The following is a 26,362-nucleotide window of genomic DNA, read 5'->3' as shown; positions in this document are numbered from 1 at the left end:
CCCGGCGGCGCCCTCAGACAGCGGCGACGCCGCTCAGCCGAAACCGGTCAGCAGCACCGGCCCTGCGGATTGGTGTCCTGACGGTCCGTCTGGTCACGCCAGAACTCCCGCTCGGTCATCGGCTGGGTGCCGTGGCCGGCCTCGGCATGGTGCGCCAGATACTTCGTGTACGCATCCGCACCCATGACACCGCCCAGGTACCGGGCGAATCCCCGGAAACCTGCAACTAAAGCGTTCATCTGTTCCTCCGCATCAGTGGTGGGCGGACTTCTCGGTCCGTTTGTCCGCCGGCAGCTGGTTCCACTGGGCCACGAGCGCCCGCTCGGATTCCGTGGGAACCGGGCCGGCCGGGGCGAAGACACGCGACGGCAGCGCCGGATCCTCGTTGCTAGTGGTGGCCAGGCCGGCCTTGGCATTGCGGAATGCCTTGGACGTGGCAACCAGGGCCGCCGTAATGACAATGATGCTGAGCACCACGAAGATGACCGAGAGCCAGCCCTGGATCGCGGTGTTGCGGATCACGGCTTCCATCGCCGGGACGGTCTTGGCCGTGCCGAAGGAGGTTTTGCCCTCCTCGAGTGCCTTGGAGAAGGCGGCGTTGTTGGCGAAGTAGCCGACTGCCGGAGTGGAGGAGAAGATCTTCAGGTAGCTGGCTGTGATGGTCACGACGGCTGCGAAGGCCATCGGGATCGCCACGATCCAGAGGTACTTGAAGGAACCCTTCTTCGCCGCGATGGCCAGGCAGACGGACAGTGCAATAGCAGCCAGCAGCTGGTTGGCGATGCCGAACAGCGGGAACAGCGTATTGATGCCGCCCAGCGGGTCCGTGACGCCCATCAGCAGCACGGCGCCCCAGGCACCGACCATGACTAGGGTGCAGAGCCAGGCGCCGGGACGCCAGGAGTGCTCCTTGAACTTCGGCACGAAGTTGCCGATCGAGTCCTGGAGCATGAAGCGGGCAACGCGCGTGCCGGCGTCGACCGCGGTGAGGATGAACAGCGCCTCGAACATAATGGCGAAGTGGTACCAGAAGCTCATCATGGCGGTGCCGCCGATGAACTGCTGCATGATGTGGGCAAGGCCCACGGCCAGTGTCGGGGCTCCGCCGGTGCGGGAGACGATGCTGTCCTCACCGACGTTGGCAGCCGTCTCGGCGAGCATGTTCGGGCTGATGTTGACGCCGGACAGTCCGAGGCTGTTGACCCAGGCGGCCGCGGTTTCCACGGTGCCGCCGGTGAGGGCTGCCGGGGAGTTCATTGCGAAGTAGAGCCCGCGGTCAATGGAGATCGCCGCGACGAGGGCCATGACGGCCACGAAGGACTCCATCAGCATGCCGCCGTACCCGATGTAGCGGGTCTGGCGTTCCTTTTCGATCAGCTTCGGTGTGGTGCCGGAGGCGATCAGGGCGTGGAATCCCGAGAGCGCGCCGCAGGCGATGGTGACGAAGAGGAACGGGAACAGGGAGCCCGGGAAGACGGGACCGTTGTCGCGGCTGGCGTATTCGCTGAAGGCCGGGACGGTGATTTCCGGGCGGACCACGATGACGGCCAAGGCCAGCATCACGATGACGCCGATCTTCATGAAGGTGGAGAGGTAGTCACGCGGCGCCAGGAGGAGCCAGACCGGCAGGATGGCGGCGATGAAGCCGTAGATGATGATGGCCCAGGCGATGGTGACCTTGTCCAGCGTGAAGAGGGCGTCGCCCCATTCGGTGGCGGCGACGACGCCGCCGCCGATGATGGCGGCCATGAGCAGCACGAAGCCGATCAGCGACACTTCCATGATCCTGCCGGGGCGGATGAAGCGCAGGTAGACGCCCATGAAGAGGGCGATCGGGATGGTCATGCCGACGGAGAAGACACCCCACGGGCTCTCGGCCAGGGCGTTGACGACGACGAGGGCCAGGATGGCGACGATGATCACCATGATCAGCAGGGTGGCGATCAGCGCGGCGGTGCCGCCGATGACGCCGAGTTCCTCGCGGGCCATCTGGCCCAGGGAGCGTCCGCCGCGGCGCATGGAGAAGAACATCACGACGTAGTCCTGGACTGCTCCGGCGAACACGACACCGATGATGATCCAGATGGTGCCGGGGAGGTAGCCCATCTGGGCAGCGAGGATCGGGCCTACGAGGGGCCCGGCGCCGGCGATCGCGGCGAAGTGGTGGCCGAACAGGACGTTGCGGTCCGTACGGACATAGTCCTTGCCGTCGGCCTTGTACTCCGCGGGGGTGGCCCGGCGGTCGTTGGGCTTGAGCAGGAAGCGCTCGATCACCTTGGAGTAGAAGCGGTAGCCGATCAGGTACGTACACACTGCCGCGAACACGAACCAGATGGCGTTGACCGTTTCACCGCGGACAATCGCGAGCATGAACCATGCCACGGCGCCCAGCAGGGAGATTGCCGCCCAGATGGCAATCTTGGTCGGCGTCCATTTGCGCTCTTCGGCCTCGCGCACGGACTCGTCCACGGCTGTGGGCGGCAAGGCCGGATCCGGCGTTATGCCGTCATCGACCAGTAAGTTTTTTGACGTGCCATCTGGCATTGTGCCCATGTCTCCTCCTTGAGAAACCCAAACCGGGCAAATCCACTCGACAGATGTGCCCCAAGGCACCCTACCAACCCCGGCGATCCATGGATACGGCTTTGCGCTAGACGGCCCCCAGGACGCGGCGAACGGTCGGGCCAACGCGCCGAACGGCGGGGCTGTTACCGCCGGGTGTTACCCGCAGGTATCTGGGACGGGCGGACCTCAGGAGGACGGGCCGGCCAGCTGCATGAGCCTGGCCTCGCAGAGGTCAAGCCACCGCACCTCGGCCTCGGTCTGGAAGATCAGCGAATCCAGCACCAGGGCGGTGTCCGTGGACCGGTGCTGGGATGCCATATCGCGGCGGGCCTTGGTGTAGTCCTGCAGGGCCCGGATGGACACGGCACGCTGGGCATGGATGGCGGCGCCGACGTCGACGCCGGGCAGCGTCAGCCCGAGGGCGAGCTTGATGGCCAGTTCGTTCCGGGGAGGGCTGGTCCGCGGAACCGGCGAGGTGAACCAGGCGCGGACTTCGGCGCGTCCCTCGGGGGTGATGGTGTAGACGACGTGGCCCTCGCCGTCGGCGCCTTCCTTGCGGACAAGGCCGTCGCGCTCCAGGCGGTCGAGGGTGGTGTAGACCTGCCCGATGTTGAGGGGCCAGGTGGATCCGGTGCGGTCCTCGAATTCGATCCGCAGCTGGTAGCCGTAGCGTGGCCGGTCCTGCAGGAGGGCCAGGAGGCTGTGACGGATGGACATGTTGCTCCCGGAGGGTAGCGGGACGAAGCATACACGCGCCCCAAGACGCGTGTATACCGCGTATGGAATTACACTACAGTGATTCGCAACGTCGAAGCAATTCGGGATATGCCATAACCGGAATATCTCCTAGAGGACCAGCAGGATCTTTCCCACATGGTCACCGGAGTCGAAGTACCGGTGCGCGGCAACAACCTGCTCCAGCGGAAAGGTCTTTGCCACCAGCGGCCGGATCCTACCGTCGGTCAGCAGCGGCCAGACCGCGTCGCGGACCGCGTCCATGATCACGGCCTTCTCCTCCACCGGCCGCGGGCGCAGCGCCGTGGCGATGATCGCGGCGCGCTTGCTCAGCAGCTTGCCCAGGTCCAGTTCACCCTTGGCCCCGCCCTGCAGCCCGATCACCACCAGCCGGCCGTAGTCCGCCAGCGCGTCCACGTTCCGCGTGAGGTACTTGGCCCCGACGACGTCGAGGATGACGTCGGCGCCCTTGCCCCCGTTCTGCGCACGCAGGCTCTCCGGAAAGTCCTCCTCGGCGTAGTTGATGGCAATGTCGGCACCAAGGAAGGCCTTGGCGGTGCCGACCTTCTCCGCCGTTCCTGCCGTGGTGGCGACGACGGCGCCGAAGGCCTTCGCGAGCTGGATGGCCATCGTGCCGATGCCGCCGGTTGCCCCGTGGATGAGGACAGTCTCGCCCGGCTGCAGCTGCGCCGTCATGATCAGGTTGGAATAGACCGTCGCGGCCACTTCCGGCAACGATGCGGCGGTGACAAGGTCGATGCCGTCGGGGACCCGCAGGACCTGGCCGGCCGGAACGGCCACCTGCTTGGCGTAGCCGCCGCCGGCCAGCAGGGCGACGACCTTATCCCCCACGGAGAACGGCTTGGTCACGCCGGGTCCGAAGCCGGCGATCCGGCCCGAGACTTCCAGTCCGGGAATGTCCGAGGCCCCGGGCGGGGGCGGGTAGTGTCCCTTGCGCTGCTGGACGTCGGCGCGGTTGAGCCCCGCGGCGACGACGTCGATCAGCACCTCGCCGGTGCCGGGCACGGGGGACGGGACCTCCCGGACCACCAGGGCCTCGGGTCCGCCCGGCTCTGAAATGTAGACGGCCTTCATGGACAACTCCCGATTCGTAAATAAACTTGCTGCAACTCCATGCAGGGACGCACCTGGCACCCCACACCCGAAGAGCATTCTCCCAGAGTAGGCGCGGGAGATATCCGTGTCCGCGAGCGCAACCGCATTTTTTGTTGCTGCCGACTGCCTATGAAACACTACTCGTTAGGGAAGGTTGTCCGAGCGGCCGATGGAGCTGGTCTTGAAAACCAGTGTGCGGTAACCCCGTACCAAGAGTTCGAATCTCTTACCTTCCGCGAATAATGCCCCTGGTTCCGCTGTTACGGCGGAACCGGGGGCATTTTTGCGTGCCGGGCCGGCGGGCGGTACAGAGCGGACGCCTGTGGGGCGCCGACGGGGGCACGTAGCCGGGCCGTGGGCAGATCAGGGCGGATGCGCAGCGCGGACGGGGGCACGTAGCCGGGCAGTGGGCAGATCAGGGCGGATGCGCAGCGCGGACGGGGGCACGTAGCCGGGCAGTGGGCAGATCAGGGCGGATGCGCAGCGCGGATGCGCCCCGATCTGCCCCCGCGGTGCGATGGGTGATCATCCGCTGGGCGTGACTATCCGGACCATCCCTGACCCCGGAGGGCCCGCCGCACCCGCGTCAGCACCCAGTCGTCACCACTCCGGACGTCGAGTTTGTTGATTACCAGCTGCCGCCAGCCCGCGCCGACGGTGCGTTCGTTACGCAACGCATCGGCGAGCTGCTGCTCAGGCGTAAGGTGATGGCCGCCGTCGTACTCCACCGCGAGTCGGAATTCAGGGCAGGCCAGGTCGATCCACAGCGGAGTGCCCTGTTCATCCAGCAGCACGTAGTTCGGCTCAAACGCCGGGAGCCCGGAGCGCCCAAAGAGCAGGCGGAGCCTGGTCTCCGGGGGCGAGTCGACGCCTACGCGGACCAGCCCGAGCGACTTCCTCAGCAGGCGAAGACCCGCCACCGGGCGGCGGCTCCCGGCATAGCGCTGAAGCTCCTCCAACGTCATGCGCGCGGTCCGCGGGTGCAGGTAGCGCACATGCTCGCAAACGAGGTCGTCCGCGATGACAACGAGGTCCTCGAGCGTCAGCGCGCCCGTCCCGGCGAGGTCCAGCAGTGTCCGGAAAATTGAGGTGACCGGGACGCCCTGCACGATGACAATATCGGCGGGCTCCAGCATGGCGCGGTGACCGACAACGCCCTTCCGGCGGGGAGCGGCGGACCCCGCCCTGGTCAGGTCCAGCAGGCCTGACCTTGTCGTGGAACGCCCTTCCGCCAGGCTGCCCGGGAGCTTGAAGGCGTGGACGGCGGCCGCGGAGTAGTAGCTGACAGTGTCGGGCGTCCCCAGTTCCGTGTATGGCCGCACCCTTTCCAGCAACGACTGCTGCGGTCCGACCGGCACACGGATGCCGCGGCTCGGCACATGGATGTCCTTCGCCTTGGCCCGCCACGGGGAAATGCCGCTCAGCCTGCCCTCACTGATAGTGAAGGACCGTGCCGCTAGTTCCTCCGGCAGCGGTTTTGCTGTTGCCATGGGCCCATTAGGCCACAACGCGGCGCGGGCCGCGTCGGGTTATCCACAGCCCCGGCGCGGGGGCTGGGGGCGTGGAACCGGTCGGATGGCATCGGCGCGCCGGAGGTGGCTGCGGGTGCAGGTAGGTGCTGGCATGTGTTGGCAGCCGGATGCGCAGCGCGGACGGGTGCCCGTCGCCAGGCGTGGGCAGATCAGGGCGGATGCGGGCAGCGAATGCGCCCTGATCTGCCCACGGGGCACCGACGGACACCTCACGGCCGGGGGCCAGCGCCGGGAGCCGCGGAACCATTGAAACCGTCGGTGCCCGGGAATAGTCTCTCTGTGTCTTCACCACCCGCACGAATCCGTCGGCCCGCCGCACGACCCCGGGCCGCAGAGCAGAGAAGGAGCCCACCATGCCTACACCGGACCACACCAACGGTGCGCCATGCTGGATCGATCTGATGACCTCCGACACCGGAAAAGCCAAGGCCTTCTACGGGGAGCTGTTTGGCTGGACCTTCGAGACGGGAGACCAGGAGAAATACGGCGGGTACATCATGGCGGCGAGGGACGGCAAGCCGGTTGCCGGCATGATGCAAAAGGATGACGCCATGGCGGGCATGCCGGACGTGTGGAGCACGTACCTGCGCTCGGATGACGCGGCAGCCACCACGCAAGCCGCGGCCCGGCACGGCGGACAGGTCTATGTGGAGCCCATGGACGTTCCTGACCAGGGGCGCATGGCGTTGATCGCGGATGCCACCGGGGCATCCATCGGCGTGTGGCAGCCCGGTGAGATGAAGGGCTACGGAGTCGCGGCCGAACCGGGCACGCCTGCCTGGCATGAACTCCACACCAAGGACTACGGCACCGCGGTGAAGTTCTACCAGGACGTGTTCGGCTGGGACACCGACGTCATGAGTGACACCCCTGATTTCCGGTACACCACCCTGGGCGCCGGAGATGCCGCCAAGGCCGGGATCATGGACGCCGCCCGCTACCTCCCTGCCGAGGTCCCTTCCAACTGGCAGGTCTACTTCGCGGTTGCGGACGCGGACGCCACCGTCGAGAAGGCCGTGTCCATGGGCGCCCGGGTGATCGACGGGCCGGAGGACAGCCCGTTCGGGCGGCTGGCCACGCTGACTGACCCCACTGGAGCCATGTTCAAGGTCATTGCGGAAACCGCGCAGGCCGGTGCTGATGCCCGGCCGGAGGGCGTCTGAGTGTCCCGTTGACCTCAGGAATAACTGAGGAAAATCCTCGGGAAATCCTTCCGTAAAAATGCCCCCGGGAATACCGGCCAGCCGCTTCAAAGGCGGTTACTGGCCGGTATTCTTTTTGCCATGCCCGCCGCCTCGGCGCCGGGCATGCTCAAACTGACGCAGGTCAGCAGCTTCACCAACTCCGTCGCTGGGGCGCACCGTTGGTGGCCCGTGACGGCTGTGACGCGTTCCGCTGGGGGACGTCTCGCCGAATGCACATGCAAGACACGCCGTGTTCATTCACCCCTGTTTTGATGTGCCGGGACCTGCTTGACCAGGAGCAGCGACCGGCGGTCCGCGGCATCACGCGGGCACCTTCCACCCAGCCCTTACCCGGGCACCTAATGAGAGTTAGAGCGGATGAAACACATACCTTGGAAGACCGCGCTGGGCACGGCGCTGTCGGCGGGGCTCATCGCAGCCCCGCTGGCGGCCGTGCCGGCGTTCGCCGTGGAGGCCTCCCCGGCAGCGGCTGGCAGCTCGCCAGTGATCATCAACGAGGCGTACCTCAGCGGCGGCAGCGCCGGAGCCGCCTTCAAGAACAAGTTCGTCGAGCTGTACAACACCTCCGACGCCCTGGTCCCGCTGGACGGCTGGTCCCTCCAGTACCGCAACGCGCCCGGTACCGGTCTCCCGAGCACTGTCGTTCCCCTCACCGGCACGATCGCGGCCAAGGGCCACTATCTGCTCAAGGGCGGGAGCAACGGGACGGTCGGGCTGGACCTGCCCGCCGCTGACGCCTCGGCCGGCGGTTTCAATCCTGCCGTTGCAGGCGGAACCATCGTGCTGGCCAAGCAGACGACGGCGGTAGCGGATCTCGCCACCGGCTCCGTCGTCGAACCGGCCAACGTGGCCGACCTCCTCGGCTACGGCAGCTCACTGACCTTCGAAACCGTGGCAGCCAAGGCCCCGGCCGGCACCGGTGACGTGAAGAGCCTCAACCGCAGCAACGGCGTGGACAGCAACAACAACTCCGCCGATTTCAGCCTCAACGCCACGATCACCCCCAAGGCACCCAACGGTGCAGCGGCCCCGGTCGATCCCCCGGTCGATCCCGGTCCCGTCACTCCCCCGGCAGCCAGGACCATCGCCGAAATCCAGGGCGACGGCGCCGCGAGCCCGCTCGTCGGGACCTCGGTCGTCACCCGCGGCAAGGTCACCGCGGCCTTCCCGACCGGCGGCTTCGCCGGCTACTACATCCAGACCCCCGGCACCGGCGGCGACCTCACCCCAGCCAACCACTCGGCGTCGGACGCCCTCTTCGTCTTCTCGGCCGCCACGGCCGATTCCGTGCAGATCGGCGACTACGTCGAGGTGACCGGCGCGGTCAGCGAATACTTCGGCATGACCCAGGTGACGGTTTCCGCCGCGGCGGACCTGAAGAAGCTCACCGAGGCCGTCCCCGAGGTCAAGGCCACCGGCTTTGCCCTTCCGGCCGAAGAGGCCTTCCGCGAAGCGCTCGAAGGCATGCTGCTGACCCCGCAGGGACCCGTCACGGTCACTGACAACTACTCGCTGAACCAGTACGGCGAAATCGGCCTGGCCGGAGGCACCACCCCGCTGGAGCAGCCCACCGCCGTCGCGCCCTTCGGCTCCGCCGAATACACCGCCACCGTCGCCGCCAATTCCGCCCGCGGCATCAAGCTCGACGACGGCGCCACCACCAACTTCCTCAAGGACGCCGGCACCAAGGCCCTGGAATTGCCGTACCTGACCACGGTGGACCCCGTCCGCGTGGGGGCTCCGGTGAACTTCAAGACCAACGTGGTGCTCAACTTCGCGAACGGCTCCTGGAAGTTCCAGCCGCTGACCCACCTGACCCCCGCCAACGCGGAGGCCGTCCAGCCCGTCAGCTTCGGCGCGACCACCCGCACGGCGGCCCCGGCGGCCGTGGGAGGCAACCTCAAGATCGCCTCGTTCAACGTGCTTAACTACTTCCCCACCACAGGTGACCAGCTCACCGGATGCACCTACTACACGGACCGCGCCGGCAACCCGATCACCGTCCGCGGCGGCTGCGACGCCCGCGGGGCGGCCAACGCCGACAACCTCCAGCGCCAGCAGGACAAGATCGTCGCCGCCATCACCAAGTCCGGCGCCGACGTCGTGTCCCTCATGGAAATCGAGAACTCAGCACAGTTCGGCAAGAACCGTGACGACGCCCTGGCCAAGCTGGTCGATGCCCTGAACATCGCCACGCCGGGGATCTGGGACTACGTCCGCACACCCGCCAACGCACCCCCGCTGGCCGACGAGGACATGATCCGCACCGCCTTCATCTTCAAGAAGTCCGCAGCGGAGCCGGTGGGCGAATCCATCATCCACAACGACACCGTCGCTTTCGCGAATGCCCGCAAGCCGCTGGCGCAGGTCTTCAAGCCGGTCGGCGCCGCCGATGACAAGAAGTTCATCGCAATCGCCAACCATTTCAAATCCAAGGGCTCAGCCGCCACCCCGGAGGACACCGACAAGGGCCAGGGCGCCTCGAACCTCGCCCGCACCGCGCAGGCCCGGTCCCTCCTCGCGTTCTCCAACGAGCTGCAGACCGCCAAGGGCACCGACAAGGTCTTCCTGATCGGCGACTTCAACGCCTACGCCAAGGAAGACCCGATCAACGTCTTCACGGCCGCGGGCTACGTCAACCAGGACGAAAAAGCCAGGAACGCCGATGGTTCCGCCAAGCACTCCTACCTCTTCGGCGGCCTGGTGGGCTCGCTGGACCACATCCTCGCCTCGCCGGGCGCCAACGCCATCGTCACCGGCGCCGACATCTGGAACATCAACTCCGTGGAGTCCGTGGCCCTGGAGTACAGCCGGTACAACAACAACGTGACCGACTACTACGCTCCGGACCAGTTCCGGGCCAGCGACCACGATCCGGTGGTCGTGGGCCTCGACCTGCCCTCCATTCCCGCCAGCGTTGAGCTGAACTTCCTGGGCATCAACGACTTCCACGGCCGGATCGATTCCAACACCGTGTTCTTTGCGGGAACCATCGAGAAGCTGCGCGCCGCGGCTGCCCCCGGCGCCACGGCATTCCTCTCCGCCGGCGACAACATCGGCGCCTCGCTGTTCGCCTCGGCCGTTGCCAAGGACCAGCCGACCATCGACGTGCTGAACGCCCTGGAACTGCGGACCTCCGCCGTGGGCAACCACGAGTTCGACGGCGGCTTTGCCGACCTGCGCGACCGCGTCATCGCGGGCGGCAGCAACGCCAAGTTCCCCTACCTGGGCGCCAACGTCTACCGGAAGGGCACCACCGAGCCGGTCCTGCCGGAGTACACCGTGCTGGACATGAACGGCGTCAGGGTTGCCGTGATCGGCACGGTCACCCAGGAAACGCCGTCGCTGGTCTCCCCTGCCGGCGTCGCCGACCTTGAGTTCGGCAACCCCGTCGACGCCATCAACCGCGTCGCCGCGAAGATCAAGGCGGACAACCTGGCCGATGTGATCATCGTGGAAAACCACGACGGCGCCGGGTCCGGCGTGCCCGAAGGCTCCACCCTGGAGCAGGAAGTCGCCGCCGGCGGCCCCTTCGCCAGGATGGTCACCGAGGTCACCCCGGATGTCGCCGCGATCTTCAACGGCCACACCCACAAGCAGTACGCGTGGGATGCCCCTATCCCGGGCGTCGAGGGCAAGACCCGCCCGATCGTCCAGACCGGCAACTACGGCGAGTTCATCGGCCAGATCCGGCTGACCATCGACACGGCAACCATGGCAGTCACCGGCTACACGGCCGGCAACGTCAAGCGCACCACCTCGGCAGACCAGCCGGCGGCCGACCTCGTGGCCAACTACCCGCGGGTCGCCGCCGTCAAGACCATCGTTGACAAGGCCCTGGCCGACGCAGCAGTGGTCGGCAACCAGCCGGTCGGCTCGGTGACCGCGGATATCACCACCGCATTCACCCCGGCCACCGCCACCACCCCGGCAACACGCGATGACCGTGCCAGCGAGTCCACCCTGGGCAACCTGGTCGCGGATTCCCTGGTGGATTCACTCAGGGCCCCGGAACTGGGCGGCGCCGAGATCGGCGTCGTCAACCCGGGCGGCCTGCGCAACGAGCTGTACTACGCGCCGGACGGGACCATCACCTACGCCGAGGCCAACGCGGTCCTGCCGTTCGTGAACAACCTGTGGACCACCTCGCTGACCGGCGAACAGTTCAAGACGCTCCTGGAACAGCAGTGGCAGACGAACCCGGACGGTACGGTTCCCAGCCGCGCCTACCAGCAGCTCGGCCTGTCCCAGAACGTCAACTACACCTACGACGCCGCCCGCGCCGCCGGTGACCGGATCACCTCGATCCGTGTCAACGGCGCGCTGATCGACCCGGCGCAGTCCTACCGGATCGGAACGTTCAGCTTCCTGGCAACGGGCGGCGACAACTTCCGCATCTTCACGTCCGGCGCCAACACCAAGGACTCCGGACTGGTGGACCGCGACGCGTGGATCAAGTACCTGCAGGCCCAAAGCCCGGTCTCGCCGGACTTCGCCCGCCGCTCCGTTGCCGTGGTGAACACCACGGCCGCCGAGGTCAAGGGCGGGGAGGCCATCACCCTGGCCGTCTCCAAGCTCGATCTCACCTCGCTGGGCAGCCCGGTGAACACCTCGCTGCGCGCCGAGTTCACGGATGCGGACGGCACCGTCACCGCCCTGGGCACGGTGCCGGTTTCCGCCGGCGCCGCCACGGTTGAGGTGGCGGTTCCCGCCGGCGCCGCGGCCGGCACGGGCACCCTGGTGCTCACCGCCGTCGAGTCCGGAACCGTGGTGAGGACGGCCGTCCTGGTCGCGGCCAGCGTTCCGGTCCCGCCGGCGTGCACCGCCCCGGTCAAGCCGAAGCGGTCCGCGGACATCGTGGGCCAGGTTGCGTACGGCAAGGCGATGGCGGCCTACCGCCACTGCCTCAAGGGCTAGCCAGCCCGCACCCCCGCACCAGTGAGCATGCCCTCCCCCGGGCTGCAGCACTGGACATATAGCCCATATGTCCAGTGCTCGGCCCGGACGGAGGGCATGCTCATTTTTCGTGAATGCGACCTGAGGGCGTGCTCATTAATGGGGACCCGGCGGGGGCATGCTCATTTGTCGGGGACCCGAACGGGGGCATGCCCATTTTTCGGGCACGTTTCGGCCACCCGGACGGAGGGCATGCTCATTTTTCGGGCGGGCGCGGGCTGCTTAGTCAGCGTCCGAGGATGGCCCGGGCAATCTCGTCGGCGTCCCGAAGGGTGCGCTGGCCGCTGCGGTACACGGGTCCGCTCTTCTGCCGGGCCTCGGCCGCGATGGCGGTTCCCCACTGCACGGCGGAGAGCTGCAGTCCCAGCACGAACAGGCCCTCGGTCACCGAGCCGTTGGCGCCCAGCGGCCGGTAGGGGTGCGGCGCCACGTCGAGCCCGGACGTCGGCACCGGCGTCCCTTCCACCGTCATCATGAGCCGTGGGCGGACCAGGCCTTCGGCGAGCAGTTGCTCCAGCAGCGGCGACTTGTTGACCGGGACCTTGTTGGCCGGTGCCAGCGCCTCGACCATGGCCACGGCCTGGACGACTTCCCCGGGGACGTCCTCCGCGCTGTTTCCCACCCAGGGCGAGACCGCCGTGAAGGTCCCCGTCTTGCGGTCCACGCCGAACTTCGGGTCCGGGCCGACGAACCGGACGACGCCGGCACTCACCAGGGCGGCGAGCTGTTCGGACCGCAGCGCCGGCGGACCGCTGGCCAGGCCTTCCACAAAGGACTCGAACCAGCCGCGCAGGCCCGCGACCCACGATTCATCGGTGATCCCGCCGTCCGCGACGGCGGTCTTCAGCACGGCCCGGCCGTGGTGCAGGGCGCCGATGGTCATCTTCACCGGGTCGTCCTCGCCCAGGGCGGAACGCCGGGCGTCGTCGAGCAGATAGTCGACGACGGCGTTGTCGAGTTCCGCGCGGGTGGTGAACGATCTCCCGGCCAGCGGTGCGGCGAGTCCCAGCAGGTTAAGCCGGTGGGCCGGGCGGACGTGGATTTCCAGCACGTCGTCGACCAGATCGTCCCATTTCGCGGCGGAGTGCGCGTGCGGATGCAGGGCCTCCTCCAGCGCCCTCAGGAACTCCTTCGGTTCCGTCAGGACGGCGCCGGGCTGCGAGCGCGCCAGCGTCGAATAGTAGGCCCAGAGGGCGTCGCGGTGCAGGAGCGGCCAGAGGTCATGGTCGAAGGCGGGCCGGATGCCCGCCTCCGCGAATTTCGCCACGGCGCTTTCGGTGCAGTACCGCAGCGTCACGGCCTCGGGGTAATAGCCGGCGAGGGTCGCCTTGGCCCGGTACGGCGTGCCGCGCCGGGAGGCCGCGATGATGAGCGGTTCGCGGCCGGAGGGAAGGTAGCTGAGTCCGCCGTTCTCGCCGGGCAGGAACTGTCCGCCGCGGCCTTCGGTCAGCTGGCCCATCGCATCGAAGAAGTTCAGGCCCATGCCGCGCACCAGCACCGGCTTGACTGCCGGCACCAGCGACCAGTCGACGTCGGCCGGGGCTGCGGGAGGCAGGTACAGCAGCCCGAGCTCCTCCGCCGCCGCCTTGAGGTCGCGCTGTTCGGGGTTGAGCCGCGATTCCAGGTGGCCGAGGGCCAGGACCACGGAATCGACGGTGAGGACCGCGCCGTCGGCCAGTCCGACGTCGAACCGCACGCGGCCGTCGTCGCCCGGCCCGGGCGCGGCGGCGTGGCGGACGGAGGTCGCCGTCGTGTTGTGGAAGTCCACCGTGGCGCCGGCCGGGAGGCGGGACAGCAGCTCCTCCAGGGTGCAGCGCAGGTAGCGCCCGTACAGGGCCCGGCTGGGGAAGTCCGCGGAGCCCAGCCCGGAGAGTTCGGCGCGGTCCTCGGCGGTGAGGGAGGGGTGGGGCTGGTGCTGCTGCAGTTCACGCCAGCGGTCGAAGGTGTGGCCGGCGAGCGGCCGCGCGAGGTCGGGGTCCTCGGGGATGACCGTGGGATAGAACGACTGCGTGTTCATCAGGTACAGCCGGGACTGCCCGGGCTGCCAGACGTGTCCGGGTCCCGCGGGATAGGGGTCGATGACATCAATGTGCAAGGTGGCGTCCGGTCCGGCGGGCACCCAGTTGGCCAGCAGCCGCTCCAGCGCGCTGGTGCCCCGGGGGCCGGCGCCAATCAGTGCCGTCCGGATGCTCTGCGATATGCCCACGGCATCCAGCGTATCCGCTACCGGCACACGGCCCCGACCTGCCTGATGTCCCCGGCACGGGTTCCGCGGCGCTTCGGCTTGACTTGCTACTGGCGCGCCGATGTTGCTTGGATGGAAAAATGACCACCGCCGAAGCTGCTCCCCCGCCCGAGTCCGACCGTCCCGCCGCGGACACCGCCGAGGGCACCGCGCCCGAACCCGTTGACGAGAACATCTGGCTTGAGGAGATCTACGGCGAGGAACAGCTGGCCTGGGTGCGGGAGCAGAACGCCCGGACCGAGGAGCTGCTGGAGGACGCGGAATACGCCGCGCTGGAAGGCAGCATTCTGGAGGTGCTGGACTCCACCGACCGGATCGCCATGGTGGGCAAGCACGGCGACTGGTACTACAACTTCTGGAAGGACCGGGTCAACCCGAAGGGCCTGTGGCGCCGGACCAGCTGGGACAGCTACCGCGGCGGGGCTCCGGAGTGGGACGTCCTGCTGGATGTGGACGCGCTGGCCGCGGCGGAAGGCGAGGAGTGGGTCTTCCACGGCGCCAACTTCCTGCGCCCGGCCGCGGGTGAACCGCACCGGCTGGCGCTGCTGGCGCTCTCCCCCGACGGCGGCGACGCGAACCGCTACCGCGAGTTCGACGTCGAGTCCCGCCACTTCGTGGATCCGGCCGCCGGCGGCTTCGACCTGCCGACCGCGAAGGGCAACGCCTCCTGGCTGGACGCCGACACCCTGCTGGTCTCCTCCACGGCCGAGGGGCTGCCCGCCACCACGTCCTCCTACGCCCGGACCGGCGTCAAGCTGCGCCGCGGCGGAACCCTGGCCACGGCGGAACGGCTGTTCGAAATCCCCGAGGACCACATGATGGCCCTCGTGGCGCACGACTCCACCCCGGGGTTCGAGCGGACCTTTGCCGTGGACTGGATCAGCTTCTTCGAGCGGACCACCTCGGTGCTGCGCGACGGCCGGTGGGTCCAGCTCGACGTCCCCCCGGACGTCAACCTCAGCGCGCACCGCGGCTGGCTGCTGTTCCGGCCGCAAAAGGACTGGACCGTCGGCGCAACGACCCACCCGGCAGGATCGCTGCTCGCCGCCGGCTTCGAGGATTTCCTGGCCGGCAGCCGGGAACTGTCCGTGCTGTTCGAGCCGGATGAGCACACCTCCCTGCAGTCCTGGAGCTGGACGCGGGACTTCCTGCTGCTGAACCTGCTCCGCGACGTCTCCTCGGAGATCCGGGTCCTCGACCCGCAGATGCCCGGGACGGACACAACCTGGGCCTCCACCGTGCTGGATGCCTGCCCGCCGCTGCACGACGTCAACGCCTACGCCGTCGACGACGAGGACGACGCCCGCGGCACGGACGACGACACGGACGATGACGGTACCGACGGCGCCGCACCGGTCGCCGAGGAGGAGGCTCCCGGCGCGGGGAACGACTTCTGGCTCGTGGCCACCGGATTCACCACGCCCAGCACCCTCACCCGCGGCACGCTCAGGCGCACCGCCCGGGGCGGCGTGGACAGCACGCACGAAGTGATCCGGACCTCGCCGTCGTTCTTCAACGAAGACGCCTACGAGGTCCAGCAGCACTTCGCCGTGTCCAAGGACGGCACCCGCGTGCCGTATTTCCAGGTGGCGTCCAGGGACCTCGTGCTGGATGGCCAGAACCCCACACAGCTGTCGGGCTACGGCGGCTTCGAGATCTCCCGGACCCCCGCCTACAGCGGCGCGGTCGGCCGGGCCTGGCTGGAACGCCGCACCCCGGAATCCGCCGGGCACGAGGGGGATGCCCCGCACACCCGCGGCGGCGTCTACGTTGTGGCCAACATCCGCGGCGGCGGCGAATACGGCCCCGCGTGGCACCGCGCGGCGCTGCAGGAGAAACGGCACCGGGCCTATGAGGATTTCGCCGCCGTGGCCGCAGACCTGATCTCCCGCGGCGTGACCTCCCGCGAGCGGCTCGGCTGTGTCGGCGGATCCAACGGCGGGCTGCTGGTGGGGAACATGCTCACCACGTATCCGGAGCTCTTCGGGGCGGTCTCCTGCGGGGTCCCGCTGCTGGACATGCGCCGCTACTCCAAGCTGTCCGCCGGGTACTCCTGGATTGCCGAATACGGCGATCCCGACGTTCCCGAACAGTGGGACTTCATTAGGACGTTCTCCCCGTACCATCTGCTCAGGGACGGGGTGGACTACCCGGAGACGTTCATCTGGACGGCCACCTCGGACGACCGCGTGGGCCCGGTCCAGGCGCGGAAGATGGCCGCCCGCATGCAGGCGATGGGCATCCCCAACGTCTGGTTCCACGAGGCGCTGGAAGGCGGCCATGCCGGCGCGTCGGACAACCGGCAGGCTGCGGCGCTGCAGAGCCGCAGCCAGCACTTCCTCTGGCGGGCGCTGGCCGGCCGCGGCGCCTGAGCAGTCCCCCCGAAGAGCAGCGCGGGGCCACTCCGCGCCCATGCGCAGCCCAACATGGGCCGGAAGTGGCTCCGCGGTGCTCGTTTTGCACTGCATGGCACCTTCTGCGTATCCTTGGTTGGCTAGTTAATAGCAATTGGAGACGTGCCAGAGCGGCCGAATGGGCTTCACTGCTAATGAAGTGTGGGGCACAACTCCACCGGGGGTTCAAATCCCCCCGTCTCCGCGTTTGGCCCCGGTCCCTGGACCGGGGCCTTTTGCGTCCCCGGGCACGTCCGGGGGCCGGACACGGGACGCCTTACCCCGGCCCGGGTGGCAGGATTAGCCCATGTCGAGCAACAGCGCGTTTGACGCGATCATCGTAGGCGGCGGCCACAACGGCCTGGCCGCGGCCGCATATCTGTCCAAAGCCGGCCGGAAGGTCCTGCTGCTGGAGAAGCTGGAACACCCCGGGGGTGCCGCGGTGTCCGCCCAGGCGTTCGACGGCGTCGACGCGCGCCTCTCGCGGTATTCCTACCTGGTGAGCCTGCTCCCGCAGCAGGTCATCGACGATCTGGGCCTGCGCATCCGGCTGGCCCGGCGCCGGTATTCGTCCTACACCCCGGACCCGCACGACGGCCGGCGTGCCCTGCTGATCGACAACGGCGATGCCGCGGCCACTGCGGCGTCCTTTGCCGCCGTCGGGGCTCCCGCCGGCGAATTCCGCGCCTTCACCGAGTTCTACGCCGGCTGCCGCCGCCTCACCGAGGCCCTCTGGCCGACCATGACGGCGCCGCTGCCGACCCGTTCCGAGGCCAGGGCCCTCGCGGCCGGGGCCGGGGCGGCGGAGGTGTGGGATGCCATGATCGAACGGCCCCTCGGGGATTCCATCGCCCGGTCGCTGCAGCACGACCTGGTCCGCGGCGTAGTGCTGACCGACGCCCTGATCGGCACCTTTGCCCGGGCCGGCGACGAGGATCTGCAGCAGAACATCTGTTTCCTGTACCACCTGGTCGGCGGCGGGACGGGCGACTGGGACGTTCCCGTGGGCGGGATGGGCGCGGTGTCCGGGGAGCTGGAACGCTCCGCCCGGGAGGCCGGGGCGGCGATCCTGACGTCCGCGGAGGTCACGGCCGTCCGCCCGGGCGGTGTGGTCAGCTACCGGCATGACGGGGCAGAGCACACTGCCACCGCCTCCTGGGTCCTCGCCAACGTGGCACCGGTGGTGCTGGACCGGCTCAGGAGTTCCGGGGCTGCCGGCGGCAGCGCCCCGCACTCCACCCGGAACCCGAACCACCTCCGGGAGGGCGCCCAGGTCAAGGTGAACCTGCTGCTGAAACGGCTCCCCCGGCTGCTGGACCCGGATGTCAGCCCGGAAGCGGCCTTCGGCGGGACTTTCCACATCAACGAGACCTGGTCGCAGCTCGACGGCGCCTACCTCGCCGCCGCGGCCGGAACCGTGCCGGACCCGCTGCCCTGCGAGATCTACTGCCATTCCCTCACGGACCCCAGCATCCTGTCCCCGGAACTGCAGGCCTCCGGGGCGCAGACCCTCACCGTGTTCGGCCTGCACGTCCCGGACCGGCTGATCACCGCGGAGAACAATGACCGGCGCCGGGCGGAGCTGCAGGCCGCGGTCCTGAAGTCCCTGAACTCGGTCCTGGCCGAACCCATCGAGGAGCTGCTGCTGGCCGGTCCGGACGGGCAGCCCTGCATCGAAACCAAGACCACCCTGGACATTGAACGCGCGGTCGGCATGCCGCGGGGCAACATCTTCCACGGGGGCTTGGACTGGCCCTTCGTCGAGGACAACGCACCGCTGGAGACCCCGGCGCAGCGCTGGGGCGTCGCGACGGATGACCCGCAGCTGCTGCTCTGCGGCTCCGGGGCCCGGCGCGGCGGTGCCGTCAGCGCCATCGGCGGGCACAATGCGGCCATGGCGGTGCTGGAGTCCGGGTCCCTGGAGTCCGGGTCGCCGGGCTCCGGCCCGCGGGACTCCGGCCGTGCTCCGCAGGGCTGAACCTGGCGCCGCGGCGGTCCGTGCATGAGCCGGCCCGCACCGTCCGCCGGCCCAGCGGCGGAGCAGTGGAGTCCACGCCTGGCCCTGCTCGTCGCTGCGACTTTTTTTATGGAGTTCCTGGACGGCACCGTCCTGACCACCGCGATCCCCAGCATCGCGGCGGACTTCTCCGTGCCCTCGGCGGACGTGAGCATCACCATGACCGCCTACCTCCTGACGGTGGCGATGGGGATCCCGCTCAGCGGCTGGCTGGCCGAACGTTTCGGGGCGCGGCGGGTGTTCTGCCTGGCCATTGCGACGTTCACGGTGGCGTCGCTGCTGTGCGCGCTCAGCCAGGACCTGACCATGCTGACCCTGAGCCGGGTGCTGCAGGGCGCGGGCGGCGCCATGATGGTCCCGGTGGGCACCCTCGTGGTGCTCCGCGGGACGGCAAAAAAGGACCTGCTCCGCGCCACGGCCTACCTGGTGTGGCCGGGGCTGCTGGCGCCGGTCCTCGCCCCGCTGGTGGGAGGGGCGCTCACCACGTTCCTGTCCTGGCACTGGATCTTCCTGATCAACCTCCCGCTGGGGCTCGCGGCGTTCCTCGCGGCCCTGCGGCTGGTCCCCGCCGCCGCGGGTGACCGGACACGGCGCCTGGACTGGCTGGGTCTGGCCCTCACAACCCTGGGCGTGGGGTGCGTTGTGGTGGGCCTGGAGCTGGCCGGCGGCCGCGAGGCCGGACGCCTGGCAGCCCTCAGCATCACCGCCGGGCTGCTGTTCCTGGTCACGGCGGCCTGGTGGATGCGGCGGGCCCGCTCCCCGCTGTTCGACCTCGGGGTCTTTTCCGCCCGGACGTTCCGCGCCACGGCGACCGGCGGCTTCATCTACCGCCTCACCATCAGCGCCGTACCCTTCCTGCTGCCGCTGATGTTCCAGAACGGCTTCGGCTGGGATCCGCTGCGCGCCGGGGTCCTCGTCGCGGCGGTGTTTGTAGGCAATATCGGGATCAAGCCCGCCACGACCCCGCTCATCCGGCGCTTCGGCTTCAAGCCGGTGCTGGTCTTCGCGTCGCTGGCCTCGGCGGCGACCTTCGCGCTGTGCGCCCTGCTCGACGCCGGCACCCCGGAGCCGCTGATCTTCGGGCTGCTCGTGGCCAGCGGAGCCTTCCGGTCCATCGGTTTCTCGGCCTATGCCTCGGTGCAGTACGCCGACGTCGTTCCCGCCCAGCTGCCGTCCGCCAACGCCGTCTCCGCCACGCTCGTGCAGCTCGCGACGGCGGCCGGGATCGCCATCGGGGCCCTGCTGATCCGGGTGTACGAGGCCGGCGGCCCGCTGCTGGGCGGGGCGGGGGCCGGTGCCGGGGATCCGGTGGCACCGTACCGGGCGGCGTTCCTGGTGCTTGCCGTGGTCATGCTCCTGAGCACCCTGGACAGCCTGACGCTGCCGCGCCACGCCGGGGCCGAGGTCAGCCGGCCTGGCCAAGCACCAGCGGCAGGACCGCGCCGGCGCCGGCGCGCCTGAGGGCCCGGCCGGCGACGGTCACGGTCCAGCGGCTGTCGACGAGGTCGTCGATCAGCATCACGCTTTGGCCCTGGATCCCGGCCAGGGCAGCTTCCAGTTCCGGCCCCACCACGAGGCGGTCCCAGACCCCGGCAAGCCGGTAGGCGCTGTTGCCGCCGCGCCCGCCGGTCGGGCCGCCGTGCTCGAGCTGCAGCTGGCCCAGGTAGGGGATCCGGCCGATCTCCGAGATGCCCCGGGCCAGCGAGTCCACCAGGGCGGGCTTCCCGCGGGACGGGATGCTGATGATGGCGGCGGGCCGGCCTGCCCCGCTCCAGCCGGGCGTGCGGGGGTCACCGGCGCCCCACTCGCGCAGCACCTGGACGCAGGCCTGCAGCATGCCGGGGTCCACGGTGCGGTCGGGGGCTCCGGCGGCGAAGGCCTCGCGCAGGGCGCCGCCCCAGCCCAGGTCCGTGAGCCGGGCCAGCGCACGGCCGGCCGCGACGCTTTCCTCGGGCTTGATCTTGCCCTTGACGGGCACGCCCAGCCGGTCCATGCCGCTGGGCCACTGCAGCCGGGGCTCCAGCGGCACACCGGCGCGGCTCAGCGTCTGACCCGCGGCTTCGGTGGCCGCGGCGGCAATGTCCGCCGGGAACCACTGTCCGGCGCAGTTGTCGCAGCGGCCGCAGGCGCGGGCGGTCTCGTCGTCCAGGACCGAGGTGATGTATTCCATCCGGCAGCCGGCGGTGTCCTGGTAGATCACCATGGAGTCCTGCTCGTCCACCCGGGCCTCCGCGATCCGGCCGTACCGCTCGGCGTCGTAGGTCCACGGCTGGCCGGTGGAGCGCCAGCCGCCGCCTACCCGCTCCACGGCGCCGTCGACCGCCAGGACCTTCAAGAGCAGCTCCAGCGGGGTCCGGCGCAGATCGACCCGGGCCTCCAGCGCGACCGTGGACACGGCGGCCCCCGCGTCGGCGAGGGCGGTCAGCACCGCTCCGGCCTTCTCCTCCGACGGCATGGACGCGGTGGCGAAGTACTGCCAGATGTCCCGGTCCTCGGACCCTGGCAGCAGCAGCACGTCGGCGTTGGCGGCCCCACGGCCGGCACGGCCGACCTGCTGGTAGTAGGCCACGGGCGAGGACGGCGCCCCAAGGTGCACGACGAACCCGAGATCCGGCTTGTCAAAGCCCATGCCGAGGGCGGATGTGGCCACGAGGGCCTTGACCTGGTTGTCCTTGAGCAGCTGCTCGGCGCGTTCCCGGTCCGCGGGGTCGGTCCGTCCGGTGTAGGCGAGCACCTCGTGCCCGGCTTCGGCGAGGAGCCGGGCGGTGTCCTCGGCGGCGGAGACCGTCAGGGTGTAGATGATGCCGCTGCCGGGCAGGTCCTTCAGGTGCGTGAGCAGCCAGCCGAGCCGGTCGCGGGAGTCCGGCAGGCGCAGCACGCCGAGCCGCAGCGATTCACGGCCCAGGGCGCCGCGGATGGTCAGCACGCCGGCGCCCAGCTGCTCCTCGATGTCGTGGACCACCCGGGAGTTGGCGGTGGCGGTGGTGGCCAGCACCGGAACCGACTCCGGCAGCTGGGTGATCAGGTCCGCGATGCGCCGGTAGTCGGGACGGAAGTCGTGGCCCCAGTCCGAGATGCAGTGGGCTTCATCGATAACCAGCAGCCCGGTGCGGCGGATCAGCTCGGGGAGCTGGTTCTCCCGGAACGAGGGATTGGTGAGCCGCTCGGGCGAGACCAGCAGGACGTCGACCTCATCGGCCGCGAGCTGTTCGCGGACAGTGTCCCATTCCAGCTGGTTGGCGGAGTTGATGGCCACGGCCCGGACGCCGGCCCGTGCCGCGGCGGCGACCTGGTCACGCATGAGGGCCAGCAGCGGGGAGACGATCAGGGTGGGCCCGGCGCCGCGGCGCCGGAGCAGCAGGGACGAGACAAAGTACACCGCCGACTTTCCCCAGCCGGTGCGCTGCACGACGAGGGCCCGGCGGCCGCCGTCGACGAGGGCCTCGATGGCCTCAAACTGGCCGTCGTGGAACTCCGCGGCCGGGTGCCCGACCAGCTCGCGCAGCACTTCCTGGGCCTGCTCCCGGGTCCCGGCACCCGAGGCGCCCGCGGCGGAACCGGCGCCTCCGGCGGGGTCGGCGGAGGCGGAAAGGACTGCAGCGTTCTGGTTATTGGCCATTGCCTCAGTATCCCAGCCCCCTCCGACAGCAGCGAAGCCGGGGGCGCCGCTATGTGGACAATCACAGCGGATCCGCCCGCGGTCCGGCGCCGGGAAGCCCCACGGCCGCGCCGTCGCGGCACGATCCGGCGGTCCACGTAAGATTCGGCCGTCAACGTAAGATAAGACGCGTGACTATGGACCAGACAAAGACTTTTGACCTCTCGGCCTCCTTCAAGGCCTACGACGTGCGCGGCATTGTCGGCGAATCAATCACCGCCGAAATCGTCGAGGCGGTGGGCGCGGCATTCGTCGACGTCCTGGCGCTGGAGGGCAAGACGGTGCTGGTCGGCGGCGACATGCGCCCGTCCTCGCCCGAGTTCAGCAAGGCCTTCGCAAACGGTGCCGCACGGCGCGGCGCCAACGTCCAGCTGCTCGATCTCATCTCCACCGATGAGCTCTACTACGCCTGCGGCTCGCTCAACGCGGCCGGCGCCACCTTCACCGCCAGCCACAACCCGGCGGAGTACAACGGCATCAAGATGGCCAAGGCCGGCGCCGAGCCGATCTCCTCCGAATCCGGGCTCAAGGAAATCCAGGCCCGCGCCGAGGAATACCTCAACTCCGGGTCCATCCCCGCCGCCCCCGTGCGCGGCCTGATCGGCGTGCACGACGTCCTGAAGGGCTACTCCGAGTACCTCCGCAGCCTCGTGGACCTCCGCGGCACCCGCCCGCTGAAGGTCGTCGTGGACGCCGGCAACGGCATGGCCGGCCTCACCACCCCCGCCGTGCTCGGCGACGCCCTGCTGCCCAAGCTCCCCCTCGAGATCATCCCGCTGTACTTCGAGCTCGACGGCTCCTTCCCGAACCACCCCGCCAACCCGCTGGAACCGGAGAACCTGCGCGACCTGCAGGCCGCCGTCGTCGAGCACGGGGCGGACATCGGGCTGGCGTTCGACGGCGACGCCGACCGCTGCTTCGTCATCGACGAAAAGGGCGAACCCGTCTCGCCGTCCGCGATCACCGGCATGGTGGCCCGCCGCGAGATCGGCCGCGCGCAGGGGCTCGGCGAAGCCAACCCCACCGTCATCCACAACCTGCTGACCTCCCGTGCCGTCCCCGAACTGGTGGAGCGGCACGGCGGCCGTGCCGTGCGCACCCGGGTGGGACACTCCTTCATCAAGGCCGTGATGGCCGCAGAGGGCGCCATCTTCGGCGGCGAACACTCCGCCCACTTCTACTTCCGCGACTTCTGGAACGCAGACACCGGCATGCTCGCCGCCATGCACGTCCTGGCCGCCCTCGGCGAACAGGACGGCCCGCTCTCCGAACTCGGCCGCGAATACGAGCCGTACATGTCCTCCGGCGAGATCAACTCGGAAATCGAAGACAAGGCCGGCGCCGTGGAACGGGTCCGGCACGACTTCCATGCCGAGGACGTCGAGGTGGACTACCTGGACGGCAGCACCTTCATCGCCACGGACGGCAGCTACTGGTTCAACCTGCGGCCCTCCAACACCGAGCCGTTCCTCCGCCTGAACGTCGAGGCCACGGACCGGGCCACCATGGAGCGTGTCCGCGACCGCGTCCTGGCACTGGTCCGGGGCTAGCACCGTGTCGGAACGGCCGGCGGAACCCGCCGCTGAGACCGCTGCCGAGACCGCCGCCGGGTCCTGGCGCGGCAGCGTCCCGGAGTCCAGCGCCACCGATCTGGAGAACCTGCTCGGCACCGGAGTCGGCGCCGCGCAGGAGCAGCTGGAGCGCAACGGCGGGTTCCTGCCGTTCGCCCTGGTGGTCGAGAACGACGGCGAGGTCCGGCTGGTGGCCGTCACCCCCGCCGACGCGGCCGAGGGAACTGACGCGGATTTCGACGCGGACTCGATGATCAGCGACCTCACCGAACTGCTGCGCCAGCACCGGGACGAGTTCCGCGCGGCCGCCGTCGTGTGTGACATCACCCTGCTGGAGGAAGCGTCGGACGCGATCCATGTGGCTGCGGAGCACCGGGACGGTTCCCTCTTCGCCGCGGTCCTGCCGTACGCCGCGAACCCCGCAACCCGTGAGCTGGAATTCGGCGAGCTCGCGGCGGATACGAACGAGCCCGGCGTCTGGGTGGACTAGACCGCCCGTAAGCTGGTGTTATGAAGATCAACGCCTTCGCGGATGTGAGCCTGCGCGCCATGATGGTGCTCGCAGCCGCCCCCGACGGCGCCCTGCTCACCACGCAGAGCATCGCCGACGCCGTCGCGACGCCCTACAACCATGTCAGCAAGGCGATGGCGAAGCTGCGCGAGCTGGGCATGATCGACGTCGAACGCGGGCGGCACGGCGGCTCCCGGCTCAGCAGCGCCGGCCGCGCCGCCACTGTGGGCCAGCTGCTGCGCCGGCTGGACACCCGCACCGACCCGGCCGACTGCGTCGCCAACGGCGGGGCGTGTCCGCTCATCAACGAATGCCGGCTCCGCGGAGCCCTCTCCCGGGCCCGCGAGGCTTTCTACCGCGAACTGGACGACCTTGTCGTCGCATCCCTGCCGACGTCCCGGCAGATGGCGCCGGTCTTCCAGGCAATCGGCCTGCGTCCCGGCCTCTGAGCGGAGACCCGCCTGTCCAGGCCGCGCCGCTCAAGTAGCACCGCCGAGGCTGCCTTATCCAGGTTGCGTCGCCCGGTACGCACTACGCCACGCCCGGGAATCCCCCCGATTTGTAGATGCTTTCTACGCCCTGTAGAACTGAGGTACAAATACTTGCATTTCAGATACGGGTATTTTCGACGGTCCGGTTGCAGACCCCGGGCCACTATCTCAGGAGTCAACATGCTCTCGGACAAGTCCTTCCCGGTCATCGAGGCCACCCTCCCGCTGGTCGGTTCCCGGATCGGTGAAATCACCCCCAAGTTCTACGCCCGCCTCTTCGCGGCGCACCCGGAACTGCTGGACGGGCTCTTCAGCCGCTCCAACCAGCGCAACGGCAACCAGCAGCAGGCCCTGGCCGGAAGCATCGCCGCTTTCGCCACCCACCTGGTGAACAACCCCGGCACCCTGCCGGAGACCGTGCTCGCCCGCATCGCCCACCGCCACACCTCCCTCGGCATCACCGAACCGCAGTACCAGGTGGTCTACGAGCACCTCTTCGCCGCCATCGCCGAGGACCTGGCCGAGGTCATCACCCCGGAAATCGCCGAAGCCTGGACCGAGGTCTACTGGCTCATGGCGGACGCCCTGATCAAGCTCGAAAAGGGCCTCTACGCCGCACAGGCCAACAGCGTGATGTGGAGCCCGTGGCGGGTCGCCGCCAAGACGCCCGCCGGCACCGGATCGATCACCTTCACCCTGGAACCGGCCGACGACACCCCGATCACCCCCGCCCTGCCGGGCCAGTACGTGAGCGTCAAGGTCACCGTTCCGGACGGACTGCGCCAGGTCCGCCAGTACTCGCTCTCCGGCGACGCCGGCACGAGCCGCACCTTCACCACCAAGAAGGACGACGGCGGCGAGGTCTCCCCCGTCCTGCACGACACCGTCCAGGTGGGCGACGTCCTCGAGATCTCCAACCCCTACGGTGAAATCACCCTCAAGGAAGGCGACGGCCCGGTGATCCTGGCCTCCGCCGGCATCGGCTGCACCCCGACCGCGTCCATCCTGCGCTCCCTGGCCGACGCCGGCACGGACCGCCAGGTCCTGGTCCTGCACGCGGAAAGCGATCTGGAGTCCTGGGCGCTGCGCTCCCAGATGACGGACGACGTCGAGCGCCTCGACGGCGCCGACCTCCAGCTCTGGCTCGAGCAGCCGGTCGCCGGAACCAAGGAGGGCTTTATGTCGCTGCGCGAAGTGGACCTCCCGGCCAACGCCTCGCTCTACCTGTGCGGTCCGCTGCCGTTCATGAAGAGCATCCGCAACGAGGCCATCAACGCCGGCATCCCGGCCACGAAGATCCACTACGAGGTCTTCGGCCCGGACATCTGGCTCGCCAGCTAACCTCCCCATCGATTGCTCCGCAACGG

General features: G+C 69.1%; 16 protein-coding genes and 2 tRNA genes. 11 read left to right on the top strand and 7 right to left on the bottom strand.

Translation table 11 applies throughout. From position 1 onward, the window contains the following. Nucleotides 1-47: 47 nt before the first annotated feature. From J2W14_RS10910 to J2W14_RS10895, 4 genes are all read right to left on the bottom strand, one after another. Complete coding sequence (locus tag J2W14_RS10910; protein ID WP_307462262.1) at nt 48-239, bottom strand: YbdD/YjiX family protein; 192 nt, start codon at nt 237-239, stop codon at nt 48-50. Nucleotides 240-252: 13 nt separating this feature from the next. Continuing rightward, a complete protein-coding gene (locus J2W14_RS10905; RefSeq protein ID WP_307462260.1) occupies nt 253-2,553 on the bottom strand; it encodes a carbon starvation CstA family protein in 2,301 nt (766 codons plus the stop codon). A 198-nt stretch (nt 2,554-2,751) separates the two neighbouring features. Beyond that, nucleotides 2,752-3,282 carry a PadR family transcriptional regulator gene (locus tag J2W14_RS10900; protein WP_307462258.1) on the bottom strand — a complete coding sequence of 177 codons (531 nt, stop codon included), beginning with the start codon at nt 3,280-3,282 and terminating at the stop codon, nt 2,752-2,754. 129 nt (nt 3,283-3,411) lie between these two features. Then, nucleotides 3,412-4,395 carry an NAD(P)H-quinone oxidoreductase gene (locus J2W14_RS10895; RefSeq protein WP_307462255.1) on the bottom strand — a complete coding sequence of 328 codons (984 nt, stop codon included), beginning with the start codon at nt 4,393-4,395 and terminating at the stop codon, nt 3,412-3,414. Between the two features lie 169 nt (nt 4,396-4,564). Here J2W14_RS10895 and J2W14_RS10890 point away from each other — a divergent pair. After that, nucleotides 4,565-4,652, top strand: a tRNA-Ser gene (locus tag J2W14_RS10890). A 306-nt stretch (nt 4,653-4,958) separates the two neighbouring features. Here the strand turns inward: J2W14_RS10890 and J2W14_RS10885 are convergent. Next, a complete protein-coding gene (locus J2W14_RS10885) occupies nt 4,959-5,906 on the bottom strand; it encodes an endonuclease domain-containing protein (protein ID WP_307462253.1) in 948 nt (315 codons plus the stop codon). Nucleotides 5,907-6,301: 395 nt separating this feature from the next. Here J2W14_RS10885 and J2W14_RS10880 point away from each other — a divergent pair, with 395 nt between their 5' ends. Both J2W14_RS10880 and J2W14_RS10875 read left to right on the top strand, forming a co-directional pair. After that, the gene (locus J2W14_RS10880) at nt 6,302-7,111 is read left to right on the top strand and encodes a VOC family protein (RefSeq protein ID WP_307462250.1); all 810 of its coding nucleotides are present in this window, start codon (nt 6,302-6,304) and stop codon (nt 7,109-7,111) included. Between the two features lie 399 nt (nt 7,112-7,510). After that, the gene (locus tag J2W14_RS10875; protein WP_307462249.1) at nt 7,511-12,070 is read left to right on the top strand and encodes an ExeM/NucH family extracellular endonuclease; all 4,560 of its coding nucleotides are present in this window, start codon (nt 7,511-7,513) and stop codon (nt 12,068-12,070) included. Nucleotides 12,071-12,335: 265 nt separating this feature from the next. Here J2W14_RS10875 and J2W14_RS10870 read toward each other — a convergent pair whose 3' ends face one another. Next, entirely contained in the window at nt 12,336-14,315 is a 1,980-nt protein-coding gene (locus J2W14_RS10870; RefSeq protein WP_307462248.1) for an FAD/NAD(P)-binding protein, read from the bottom strand. Between the two features lie 119 nt (nt 14,316-14,434). On the opposite strand from J2W14_RS10870, the gene J2W14_RS10865 reads away from it, so the two are divergent. From J2W14_RS10865 to J2W14_RS10850, 4 genes are all read left to right on the top strand, one after another. Beyond that, nucleotides 14,435-16,726 carry a prolyl oligopeptidase family serine peptidase gene (locus J2W14_RS10865; protein WP_307462247.1) on the top strand — a complete coding sequence of 764 codons (2,292 nt, stop codon included), beginning with the start codon at nt 14,435-14,437 and terminating at the stop codon, nt 16,724-16,726. A 138-nt stretch (nt 16,727-16,864) separates the two neighbouring features. Next, a tRNA-Ser gene (locus J2W14_RS10860) sits at nt 16,865-16,952 on the top strand. 102 nt (nt 16,953-17,054) lie between these two features. Then, a complete protein-coding gene (locus J2W14_RS10855; RefSeq protein ID WP_307462246.1) occupies nt 17,055-18,725 on the top strand; it encodes a phytoene desaturase family protein in 1,671 nt (556 codons plus the stop codon). Between the two features lie 24 nt (nt 18,726-18,749). Beyond that, on the top strand, nt 18,750-20,225 hold the full coding sequence (locus tag J2W14_RS10850; protein ID WP_307462245.1) for an MFS transporter: 1,476 nt from the start codon (nt 18,750-18,752) through the stop codon (nt 20,223-20,225). Here J2W14_RS10850 and J2W14_RS10845 read toward each other — a convergent pair. Then, entirely contained in the window at nt 20,170-22,383 is a 2,214-nt protein-coding gene (locus J2W14_RS10845) for a RecQ family ATP-dependent DNA helicase (protein ID WP_307462244.1), read from the bottom strand. The genes J2W14_RS10850 and J2W14_RS10845 overlap by 56 nt on opposite strands. Before the next feature lie 170 nt (nt 22,384-22,553). Between J2W14_RS10845 and J2W14_RS10840 the strand changes: the two genes are divergently transcribed. The 4 genes from J2W14_RS10840 (at nt 22,554) to J2W14_RS10825 (ending at nt 26,336) form a co-directional block, all read left to right on the top strand. Next, nucleotides 22,554-23,972, top strand: coding sequence for a phosphomannomutase/phosphoglucomutase (locus tag J2W14_RS10840; protein ID WP_307462242.1), 1,419 nt, complete (start codon nt 22,554-22,556; stop codon nt 23,970-23,972). Nucleotides 23,973-23,976: 4 nt separating this feature from the next. Continuing rightward, on the top strand, nt 23,977-24,483 hold the full coding sequence (locus J2W14_RS10835) for a hypothetical protein (protein ID WP_307462240.1): 507 nt from the start codon (nt 23,977-23,979) through the stop codon (nt 24,481-24,483). 20 nt (nt 24,484-24,503) lie between these two features. Then, nucleotides 24,504-24,953, top strand: a complete 450-nt coding sequence (locus J2W14_RS10830) for an RrF2 family transcriptional regulator (RefSeq protein ID WP_307462237.1) — start codon at nt 24,504-24,506, stop codon at nt 24,951-24,953. Nucleotides 24,954-25,175: 222 nt separating this feature from the next. Further along, the gene (locus J2W14_RS10825; protein ID WP_307462236.1) at nt 25,176-26,336 is read left to right on the top strand and encodes a globin domain-containing protein; all 1,161 of its coding nucleotides are present in this window, start codon (nt 25,176-25,178) and stop codon (nt 26,334-26,336) included. Nucleotides 26,337-26,362 lie beyond the last annotated feature (26 nt).

This window comes from Pseudarthrobacter oxydans, assembly GCF_030812335.1.
In the GTDB taxonomy this organism is placed as follows: domain Bacteria; phylum Actinomycetota; class Actinomycetes; order Actinomycetales; family Micrococcaceae; genus Arthrobacter; species Arthrobacter oxydans_B.
This window is presented reverse-complemented; position numbering and strand designations above follow the sequence as displayed.